This window comes from Tropicimonas sp. TH_r6, from assembly GCF_033101155.1.
GTDB lineage: Bacteria > Pseudomonadota > Alphaproteobacteria > Rhodobacterales > Rhodobacteraceae > Tropicimonas.
Genome location: NZ_JAWMPX010000061.1, coordinates 1 through 6,495, shown reverse-complemented (window position 1 = coordinate 6,495; position 6,495 = coordinate 1). Strand labels below are relative to the sequence as shown.

The 6,495-nt window shown below is 65.5% G+C and carries 6 protein-coding genes; 4 read left to right on the top strand and 2 right to left on the bottom strand.

All coding sequences use genetic code 11. The features are described 5' to 3' along the window. Positions 1 to 171 precede the first annotated feature (171 nt). The 4 genes from R3X27_RS25170 to R3X27_RS25155 all read left to right on the top strand — a co-directional run bounded on the left by R3X27_RS25170 (position 172) and on the right by R3X27_RS25155 (position 4,547). Positions 172 to 1,191 (top strand): aldose epimerase family protein, encoded by a 1,020-nt coding sequence (locus R3X27_RS25170; RefSeq protein WP_317711667.1) that lies wholly within the window; start codon positions 172 to 174, stop codon positions 1,189 to 1,191. 52 nt (positions 1,192 to 1,243) lie between these two features. Continuing rightward, complete coding sequence (locus tag R3X27_RS25165; protein ID WP_317711666.1) at positions 1,244 to 2,017, top strand: L-iditol 2-dehydrogenase; 774 nt, start codon at positions 1,244 to 1,246, stop codon at positions 2,015 to 2,017. Continuing rightward, positions 2,017 to 3,486, top strand: coding sequence for a mannitol dehydrogenase family protein (locus R3X27_RS25160; RefSeq protein WP_317711665.1), 1,470 nt, complete (start codon positions 2,017 to 2,019; stop codon positions 3,484 to 3,486). The genes R3X27_RS25165 and R3X27_RS25160 overlap by 1 nt, the downstream gene beginning before the upstream one ends. A 71-nt stretch (positions 3,487 to 3,557) precedes the next feature. After that, positions 3,558 to 4,547, top strand: coding sequence for a zinc-dependent alcohol dehydrogenase family protein (locus R3X27_RS25155; RefSeq protein ID WP_317711664.1), 990 nt, complete (start codon positions 3,558 to 3,560; stop codon positions 4,545 to 4,547). A 122-nt stretch (positions 4,548 to 4,669) separates the two neighbouring features. On the opposite strand, the gene R3X27_RS25150 is transcribed toward R3X27_RS25155, so the two are convergent. Beyond that, positions 4,670 to 5,875, bottom strand: a complete 1,206-nt coding sequence (locus R3X27_RS25150; protein ID WP_317711663.1) for an MFS transporter — start codon at positions 5,873 to 5,875, stop codon at positions 4,670 to 4,672. Positions 5,876 to 6,056: 181 nt separating this feature from the next. Then, entirely contained in the window at positions 6,057 to 6,383 is a 327-nt protein-coding gene (locus R3X27_RS25145; protein ID WP_317711662.1) for a DUF1992 domain-containing protein, read from the bottom strand. Positions 6,384 to 6,495 lie beyond the last annotated feature (112 nt).

Below are 6,495 nucleotides of genomic sequence, written 5' to 3'. Positions count from 1 at the left end.
CATGAAGGAACACCTCCACAGGTTCAGCGCTCAGGGACTGGCGCTCCGCTGAACGGCGCGTTCCCCGGCTGGGGAACGTCTCACCTGACATTGCTCCGGCGGACCGCATCGAGGCCCGCCGGCACAACAATCGACCGCATGCGGCCGTGATTCTCTGACGAGGAATGCAAGATGTCGACGACATTCGCGAAGCCGGCCCCGACAATTCAGACCCACAGGATTGCCGGCGCAGACATCCAGGAAATCACCCTTGAAAACGAGGCCGGTGCACGCGCTTCCGTCCTGTCCTGGGGGGCGGTGCTGCGTGACCTGCAGGTGCCGTTGAAGGACGGTTCGCTGCGCCGGGTGGTTCTCGGCTATGCCGACCCGGAACTCTACGTCGTCAACGCGCCCTATCTCGGCACGGTGGTCGGGCGTGTCTGCAACCGGATCGCCCATGGCCGATTCACGCTGGACGGCAAGAGCTACCAGCTGCCGGTCAATGGCGATGGCGACGTGCATCTTCATGGCGGCGTGAAGGGGTTCACGCGCCGGAACTGGACGGTTCAGGATGCGGGGCGCGACTTCGTGCTGCTCGCACTGGTCTCGCCTGACGGCGATGAAGGCTATCCGGGCGAGGTCTCCGTGACCTGCCGCTATACGCTGACGCCCGAGGCCGGGCTGCGGATGGAGATCGAGGGGCAAAGCGATGCGCCGACGCTCCTCAACATGACCAATCACAGCTACTTCACCCTGCTCGAAGGGGCGACGGCGGCGGAGCACTTCCTGGAGGTCGCATCGGAGCTGCATACGCCGGCGCAATCGAACCAGATCCCGACGGGGGAAGTCCTTTCCAGCGTCGGCACGCCCTATGATTTCCGCGAGGAACGGCAGATCGGCCGCGACTACGAGATCAACTTCGTGCTGCGCGGTCCGCGGGGATCCGCTCGTCCGGTGGCACGGTTGATTTCGCCGCATCGCGACCTCGAAATGACGGTGATAACGGATCAGCCGGGCTTGCTGTTCTATACCGGCGCCGGGCTGCCCGAAGCGCGGGGTCCGGACGGACAGATGCACGGACCCAGCCTCGGGCTCTGCCTCGAGGCCGCGGGGTTCGCGGATTCGGTGAACAGACCCCATTTCCCATCGCCTGTCCTGAGGCCGGGCGAGACCTATCGCAACATCTGCGAATACCGGTTCACGGCGCTCTGACGCCGGAAGCAACGCTCGCCGCGGGCGAGACTTGACCAAAACGGAGAAGACCATGAAGCGTCTTGAAGGAAAATCAGCCCTCATCACCGGCTCTGCGCGCGGCATCGGCAAGGGCTTTGCCGAAGCCTATATCCGCGAAGGCGCCACCGTCGCCATCGGTGATATCAACATGGAAGCCGCCGAGGCGACGGCGAAGGAGCTGGGCGAGGGCGCCTATGCCGTCGAGCTCGACGTCACCAAGCAGGAGAGCATCGACGCCGCCATCGAGGCGGTGGTCGCGAAGGCCGGCAAGCTCGACATTCTCGTCAACAATGCCGCCGTCTTCGACGCCGACAATATCGTCGATATCAGCCGCAAGAGCTACGACACGCTCTACGCGATCAATGTCGCCGGCACGCTCTTCACCATGCAGGCGGCCGCGCGCCAGATGATCAAGCAGGGCCATGGCGGCAAGATCATCAACATGGCCAGCCAGGCCGGGCGGCGCGGCGAGAGCCTCGTGGCGATCTATTGCTCGACCAAGGCGGCGGTGATCTCGCTGACGCAATCGGCCGGTCTCAACCTGATCCAGCACGGGATCAACGTGAACGCCATTGCCCCGGGCGTGGTCGATGGCGAGCATTGGGTCGGCGTGGACAAGGTGTTCGCCCGTCTCGAAGGCAAGAAGCCGGGCGAGAAGCGTGCCGAGGTCGAGGCCGGCGTGCCCGCGGGCCGCTTTGCCACCCCCGACGACATGGCGGGCATGGCGATCTTCCTCGCCTCTTCGGAGTCCGACTACATTCTTTCCCAGACGTATAACGTCGATGGCGGCCAGTGGATGAGCTGATGAAACTGAATGCACAAACCCTCACACAGCTCGACCCGCGCATCGCGGTCCCGAGCTATGATCGGTCCCAGCTCAAGCCGGGCATCCTGCATATCGGGCTGGGCAATTTCCACCGCGCCCACCAGGCCTTCTATCTCAACCGGCTGCTCAATGCCGGCGGCTCGACCGACTGGGGCATTCTCGGCGCCGGCGTCATGCCGACCGATGCCGCCATGTGCGCCGATCTCGAAGCGCAGGACTTTCTCTACTCGGTGACCGAGCAGGGCGCGGGCACGCAGAGCGCGATGGTTTCCGGCGTGATGTGCGGCTTCCTGCCGGTCGAGGAGGGCCATGGGCCGATCATCGAGGCGATGCAGGATTCCGATGTCCGGATCGTCTCGCTGACCGTGACCGAAGGCGGCTATTTCGTCTCGGCCGAGACCGGCGGCTTCAACCCCGAAAGCCCGGATATCCTTGCCGATATCGCCAGCCCCGCCGCGCCGAAAACGGTCTTCGGCGCCATCGTCGCCGGGCTGAAGGCGCGTCGCGATGCCGGGATGGTGCCGTTCACGGTCATGTCCTGCGACAACCTCCCCCATAACGGCAATGTCACCCGCTCCGCCGTGGTCGGCGTCGCGCGCGGGCAGGATGCGGCCCTGGCAGAGTGGATCGAGGCCAATGTCGCCTTCCCGAACGCGATGGTGGACCGGATCACCCCGGCCACGACGTCGGAACGCGCTGCCGGTCTCGCCGAGGAATACGGGCTGGAAGATGCCCGTCCGGTCTTCTGCGAACCCTTCCTGCAATGGGTGCTGGAGGACAAGTTCACCGCCGGCCGCCCGGACCTGGAATCGGTGGGCGTGCAGATCGTCGAGGACGTGACGCCCTATGAGCATATGAAGATCCGCATGCTCAATGGCGGCCACGCGATCATCGCCTATTCCTCGGCGCTGCTCGGGCTGACCTATGCCCATGAGGCGATGGCGCATCCGCTGGTCTCCGCCTTCTTTGACAAGATCGAGAAAGAAGAGATCTACAATGTGGTTGAGGCGGTGCCGGGCGCGACACAGGAGCAATATCACGCCGCCCTGCAGGAACGCTTCGCCAACCCCGCCATCCGCGACACGATCGAGCGGCTCTGTTTCGACGGCTCCAACCGACAGCCGAAATTCATCGTGCCGTCCATGGCCGAGAATATCGAACAGGGGCGCTCCGTTCCCGGGCTCGCGCTCGAAAGCGCGCTCTGGTGCCGGTACTGCTATGGCGAAGGCGAACAGCATCAGGAGATCGCCGCGAACGATCCCTCCTGGGATCGCCTGACCAAGCTCGCCCGCGAGGCACGCGACCGGCCCGATGCCTGGCTGGAGATGCGCGACGTCTATGGCGATCTCGGTGAGAAGCCTGCCTTCCGGGATGCTTTTGCGGCTGCTCTGGAGAGCATCTGGAGCAAAGGCTGCGAGGCAACGCTGAAGGCCTATCTCGACACCTGATATGACCGCCGCCGGAGCCATCCGGCGGCGCCCCCCCCCTCCCTGCCTCCCTGAACACTGGAGTCCATGCCATGAAAGCAGTTGTCTACAACGCCTTGGGATCCGTCATCTTTTCCGAAATCGAAACCCCGAAGCCGGGTGCCGGCGAGGTGCTCATCCGAGTCGAGGCGAGTGGCGTCTGCCACACCGATATCGATGTGCTGCACGGTCGTTACGGCACGCCCGACTTCCCGCTTGTGCCCGGCCATGAATATGCCGGCACGGTGGAAGAGGTTGGTGCGGGAGTCACGAATTTCGCCCCCGGCGACCGTGTGGTGGTCGATCCCAACCTGAGCTGCGGCCATTGCCGCGCCTGCGAGAAAGGGCTCGCCAATCTCTGCGAGACCCTCGGTGCCTATGGCGTTTCCACCAATGGTGGCTTCGCGGAATATAGCTGCGTCAAGGCCGAGAACCTTGTTGCCATCGACGACATGCCCTTCGACATGGCCGCCCTGGCCGAGCCGATGGGCTGCGTGCTCAACGGCGTCGGTGTGATCGGTACCGAGGGCGTCGAGCGGGCGCTGGTGATCGGTGCCGGGCCGATCGGTCTGCTGATGGCGATGGCGCTGAAGACGCGCGGCGTCAGCGAGATCGGTGTTGTGGACCTCGCGCCGCACCGGTTGGAGCTGGCCGAATCCTTCGGCTTCAAGCCCTATGCCTCCGGCTCCGCCGAACTGGCCGCGCTCGAGCAGAAGATGGATCTCAGCGTCGACGCAACCGGCGTGCCCGCCGTCGCCGCGACCCTGCCGGGCTACACGGCCAATGGCGGCAAGGTGCTGTATTTCGGGGTCTGCCCGCCGGATGCCCGGATCGAGATCTCGCCCTTCGAGGTCTTCCGCCGCCAGCTGACCATCGCCGGGGCGCATTCGCTGAACCACAATATCGCCGATGCGGTCGAGGCTCTGAAGGCCACCGGGCCGGACGTCACGCGCCTCGTGTCCCACCGCCTGCCGCTCGACGAGATCCCGAATGTCCTGCTCAAAAAGGGGCCGGAAGGGACGCTCAAGGTCCAGGCCGTCTGACGGAAACGGGGCTGGCCGCGCGTCGGCCGGCCCTGCATGGGGGGAGGCCGCGTCCTCCCCGGGACCGCGGGACAGCTAAAAGGTCCCCCCTGCGCCGGACTTCGCGCCGCTCTCGCGCCAGATTACCGCCCCCGGGCGGCTTCCGGGAAGAGCCTGTGCAACAGGTAGATCGCCGCCGTTCCCAATCCAAACATTGCCATGTTGAGATTGATCGCCGAGGTCGTGCCGTCGAAAAGCGACGACGCGATCCAGGCGCCGAGCGCGCCGGCCACCATCTGCATCGCTCCCATCAGTGAGGCGGCAAAGCCCGGCATCTCGGCTGCGGGCTCCATAGCTGCGGCGATGGCGGTTGGGTAGATCATGCCGAAGGCAAGCACGTAAAGACAGACAGCGGCCCAGAAGAGCTGCAGCCCCGGCGCGGTGAAGGCCAGCAGCAGATGCAGCGCCCCGGCCAGCCCAAGGGTGGCAAACGCGATGACGCCGACGAACTCCAGGCTGCGATGCCGCAACATCTGTCCCGCGAGCAGGGCGCCGCCGGTATTGAGCAGGGCGGCGATGGCGAAGAGTGGCCCGAAGGCCTCCGGGGCGACGCCGAAGGACGCCTCTACCGTGATCGCCCCAACCGCACCGAGCGCGACATAGCCAGCAAAGGTCAGGCTGCCGCAGGCCATTGGCGCCAGGAATTCCCGCGTGCTGAAGAGGCTGCGGGCGGCGCTGCCGAGAAAACGGAGCGAGAACCGTTCCGGGCGGCGGTTGGTGTCGGTCTCACCGAGAGCGAAGAACGTATAGGCGAGGAAGGCGAGCCCCAGCAGGGCCAGCGCGGCGAAGATCGCGCGCCAGGAAAAGAGCACCAGCATGCCCGAGCCGACCACCGGTGCGAGCATTGTCGCCACGGAGAGGATCGCGCCGAGCACGGTCATCATCCGCGCCGCCTCGCTGCCCGAGGAGACATCGCGCACCATGGCGCGGGCGATGACCGGGGTGCCGCCCATGAGCCCTTGCGCGAAACGCGCCACGATCAGCACCTGGAAGCTCGGTGCCAGCGCGCAGGCCAGGCTCGCAAGGGTGAAGCCCGTGAGGGTCAGTTTCAGCGCAAGCTTGCGCCCGAACGCGTCCGAGAACAGGCCCCAGAAAAGCTGTCCGATCGCATAGGCGAGGAAATAGATGCCCACCAGCATTGCCCCCATCCGTTCGTCCAGCCCGAAAGCCCGGGCGACGACGCCGGTCGCGGGCAGCACAACGTCGACCGACATCGCGGTCAAAGCTGTGATCCCGCCCATGTAGATCACGGTGTCGGTGCGCGAGAAGGGGGAGGCGGGTCTGGACATGACGGGGCTTTCGGCAGGAAGGACTCGCAACCGTTAGCGCCTGAGATCGGGTTCGGCCAGAGCGGACCTTCGGCACGACAGAGATCAAGCGTCGCGGCTGCGCCTCGCTTCGTGCCAGGGACGCCCGGGGCCATTGACCCGTGTCGCTGTCTCACCGGCAGAAACAGAGCTCAAGAAGGCCCTAGCTGAAGAACTTCCGCCGTGCTTCCGCCTCCATCGCGTGGCGCATCTGCACCTCGGAAAGCTCTGCCATCAACGCCTTGCGCGCCACCGGCTCGGTGGTCTCGGCCAACGCCTCGCGCAGCGCGTCCATCTGCTTTTTGAGTTCGATCTCGCGGGGCAGGGCGCCCGCTTCCGCCATGATACGGTGGCCGACACCGGTACCGCTGTCGATCAGCGCGGCTTCGGGGCGGTCGGGCAGGGGCTTTCCTTCGCCTTCGAGGCGTTCCAGCGTACCGTCCCGCGTCGCCTTGAGCATCCGACGTTCGGCGATCTTGTCCCACCGCATAGCGGCTTCCTCCGTTGAATGACTGCCCTTGAAAGCTAAGTCCGAGCTGTCCTGAAAACAAGGAAGCCGCCCGTAGGCGGCTCCCGATCTCTGCGCGTGATCCGAAAGGATC